Origin of the sequence: Saccharicrinis aurantiacus (assembly GCF_947489045.1) — a bacterium.
GTDB lineage: Bacteria > Bacteroidota > Bacteroidia > Bacteroidales > Marinilabiliaceae > Saccharicrinis > Saccharicrinis aurantiacus.
This window is the reverse complement of sequence record NZ_CANLCN010000042.1, coordinates 1-3,710: the sequence shown is the minus strand read 5'-3', so window position 1 is coordinate 3,710 and position 3,710 is coordinate 1. Positions and strand designations below refer to the sequence as shown.

Genomic DNA, 3,710 nt, shown 5'->3' with positions numbered 1-3,710 from the left:
CAGTAACTTTACTCATCATAAGAAACAAGGTTTTTGTAACTATATATTTAAATGTTAGATACTTAAATATAACAAACGCTTTGTTTCTTTTCTCTTAAAATAGAACTTTTCTTACGTCGAATTCACGTTAATTAGTATTGAAAGACTATGAGTAATCTATTAATTTAAATGCAGTAGCAGTTATCATTTGCTACAATATTAAATCGAAGTCTTGTTGCTGAAAACCAATATGTCACTCTCGAAATTTACAAACAACTTTAAACAACTTCATTAAAAAGGACTTATTAAGTTCCCATTTCGGTATGCTTTAAAAATGTTGGTAAAATTGTTAATCAATATCTGCTTTCATGTAAGTTTGCCAATTAACAATTAGCACTTTTTCTTCATCTATAAGCAAGCATCCATATTCGTAACAAAAGCGATATTTTGCACCTTTCTCACTAGTATATGTATGTGTATGAAACCGAAAGTCGTAACCCATCTCAATGAGTATATTTTTACGTATAGTGGATTTTCCAATCGGATTAAGTCGTTTGAGAATTGTCCTGTTTTTTCTCAAACTTTTATTGGTTGAGATAATTATTCGGTCGTTTTCTTTGGTCCTCTGATTGCCATACTTATTTTTACAATCCATGTCGCAAAACTTTTTATCTGATCTTCCAATTAAGGCTTTGTTACAATGTAAGCATGTATGTTCCATTTCTTAATCGCTTATATTCGTTTATTAATCGACTTTAATCGATTAATATATGGCTTTATTCTTGATTTTTTAGGTTTTTTACAAAAAAGTAAGTGTGGACATGAAAACTCAAGTAATAATAAAACAATGTGTGTACCAGAATAGGTCATTTATATCTTGTCAGTTTGCACCTAATCAAGATATTGAGCGCAGTTTGAAAGTAGATATGTTAGCGTTTAAACCTCCAGGACAGGAGGTTTATTTGATAGATTATACACCTTCTAATTATACCTTTTTATTTGAGCTGCTTGAAGGTATAGCAGATGTTGATACCCGATTTTTTAATGAAGCGAAAAATCTTAGGACTAGTGGTTTGTACTCTTTGGGCGCTAAGAATGAAGCAGAATGCATGTTATCGTTTAAGGCATCTGTATTAATGCTTCCAGTACATTATCAACTTAAACCATATATATGGTTAAAATGCAGTACAAAGTCTTTGTTTTTTGACATTAAGAATCAAGGTTTATATGATGTTTTAAGTGATGAAAACCAATTGTTACTGCACTTTGATGTTGTCCGTATTAAGCAAGTAGTTAGAGCTTTGTATCAATCTGTGTTTTTCAAGAGGAGTACTGATCTAATTTTAAAGGATATTGACTTAATAAAGTTTTTTATGGATCAGCAGAATATTCATTTAGGCTTACCATGTCCACCTAAAGAATACCTAAGTGCTATGTTGATGGAAGGTAAAAGTATGAATACTATTAGTACCTATTATAATTTAATGTTAAGGTTTATAGTGTATAATAAAAGAAAAGGTATTATAAATATAGATGATTTAACTGTAGATCAGCTTAGGGATTATCATTTGAGAATGCATCAAGAAGAGCAGTGTTCTTTTTCGAAGGTAAATCAATCGATTAATGCTGTAAAGTATTATTATGCGAAGATACTGAAACGAGAATCGATAGATTTAAGCATACAGCGCCCTGCAAAACAAAAGCAATTACCGAAGGTAATACCTAAAGTTGAGCTACAAAATATTTTGAATTGTGTAGATAATAGTAAGCATAAGTGCATGTTATTTTTGCTTTACTCGTCGGGTCTTAGAATTGGTGAGCTACTTAACTTGAGGCTAACGGATATTAAGCGAAATGAGATGCAAATTATTATTAAGTCAGGAAAAGGTCGAAAGGATAGGAATGTAATACTTTCAAAGAAAGCATTATCACTTTTAGAAACGTATTATATGTGCTATAAACCGAAACTATGGCTTTTTGAAGGGCAGTATGGAGGAAGGTATTCAGCTACTAGTGTTTCTAATGTGTTTAAAAAGGCTCAAAAAAAGGCAGGAGTAGTTGGTCGTTACACTCCGCATTGCTTGCGTCATTCATTTGCTACTCATTTATTAGATGAGGGTATTGATTTACGTTATATTCAGGTTTTATTAGGACACTCAAGTTCAAAGACTACAGAAATATACACTCATGTATCTAATCGGGATTTAAGCAAGATAAAAAGTCCTGGTGATTTACTAGAATTATGATTATTATAGAATTAGAGCTGATAAATTGTTGAACGTGCGTAAGCACCATCATTGTTATATTGATGTAGTCTATATTTATCTTTAACAATATGGATTTAATGTATTTATATAGTCGTGAATAGTAGGATTGTTTCCCCTTATTATTTCTGAAAAACTAAGTATTTTGATTAATATAGTACAAATATGGAGAACATAATGATTAAATATTTATATTTAAAATTTAAAACAAGAAATACGAATATTTACCGCGATGAGGATAGTAGAAATAAATGCAATTGGAGTGAAAATATTACGTAGTTACCAACTATTATGAGAACGATACGATTAATAACTACATTCTATAAGTCATTTGCTTTAGCTAGTAATTTGATAACACTTGCTTCCTTGTACTTAATTAACTTATATGGAGAAAAAGCGATTCATATTTTTCAAGCTTTATTTTGGTTCAAAATCATTGCTTTAGGGTTAATATTTTGTTACATCCATAACTACAAAAGGGAAGGTTTCTACTATTATAAAAATCTGGGATTAACGAAAAGGCATTTATGGATTTCAACTTTTGCATTTGATTTCACTCTATTTATTCTATTAATTTTACTAACACTAAGACTTCAATGACAAATACTTTAGAAATTGATAGTGTATTATTAGAATTTGGAACTCATAGAGTTTTGCAAAATGTATATCTAAAATGCCAAACTGGAAATATTACTGGATTATTGGGGAGAAATGGAACAGGAAAATCATGTTTAATGAAAATTCTGTTCGGAGAACTTATACCTAACGAAAAATCTATGCGAATAAATGGTAACCCTATATATAGCACATATCGTTCCCCTAAAGACATCCGGTATTTGCCACAATCTAAGTTTGCACCAAATTCATTAACTGTGAAAAGAATTTTAAGTGATTTTAAGCTCGATTTTGAGGATTTAATTTCATTTTTTCCAGAATTTGAAAAACTTTATAAATCCAAGTTGGTAAACTTATCGGGAGGAGAAAGACGTATTATTGAGATATATCTAATATTAGTATCGCAGACTAAGTTTTGCATGCTAGACGAGCCCTTTTCACAAATAATGCCGATTCATGTAAACACCATTAAAAAAATAATTCTTAGAGAAAAAGAAAACAAAGGAATTATTATTACTGATCATATGTACCGACATATAATAGATATTTGTGACGATTTATATGTCATAAATAATGGACAAACTTATTTGACAAAAAGTGTAGAGGACATTGAAACATTAGGATATGCTCGAATTGATGAAGAAATAACAGTTGGTAACAATAAATATACATAATGCGGGGCGTATTGGTAAATTGGAACATTAAAACGTTTAATAAACTAAGTAGCGGTTTGACACTGAAGTGCCTTGAAATCCCGCACTACGCATATTCGAGTCGTTGGCGGTAATATAGTACAACTACTACTCAGATAAAATTATCAAGAATAGAAATATGAAAAAGGTTTTAGTAATA

3 protein-coding genes are annotated in these 3,710 nt (G+C 30.4%); 2 read left to right on the top strand and 1 reads right to left on the bottom strand.

Going from position 1 to position 3,710, the window contains the following annotated elements:
• Nucleotides 1–328 precede the first annotated feature (328 nt).
• Nucleotides 329–700, bottom strand: coding sequence for a hypothetical protein (locus QMO11_RS21730; protein WP_075604021.1), 372 nt, complete (start codon nt 698–700; stop codon nt 329–331).
• A gap of 100 nt (nt 701–800) precedes the next feature.
• On the opposite strand from QMO11_RS21730, the gene QMO11_RS21725 reads away from it, so the two are divergent.
• Both QMO11_RS21725 and QMO11_RS21720 read left to right on the top strand, forming a co-directional pair.
• Entirely contained in the window at nt 801–2,225 is a 1,425-nt protein-coding gene (locus QMO11_RS21725; protein ID WP_282040050.1) for a tyrosine-type recombinase/integrase, read from the top strand.
• Nucleotides 2,226–2,839: 614 nt separating this feature from the next.
• Nucleotides 2,840–3,532 (top strand): ATP-binding cassette domain-containing protein, encoded by a 693-nt coding sequence (locus QMO11_RS21720; RefSeq protein WP_282040048.1) that lies wholly within the window; start codon nt 2,840–2,842, stop codon nt 3,530–3,532.
• Nucleotides 3,533–3,710: the final 178 nt, after the last annotated feature.

Bases quoted from the DNA above. Each gene is read 5' to 3' on its own strand.
- QMO11_RS21725 (WP_282040050.1), top strand. From the start codon at position 801: ATGAAAACTCAAGTAATAATAAAACAATGTGTGTACCAGAATAGGTCA.
- QMO11_RS21720 (WP_282040048.1), top strand. From the start codon at position 2,840: ATGACAAATACTTTAGAAATTGATAGTGTATTATTAGAATTTGGAACT.
- QMO11_RS21730 (WP_075604021.1), bottom strand. From the start codon at position 700: ATGGAACATACATGCTTACATTGTAACAAAGCCTTAATTGGAAGATCA.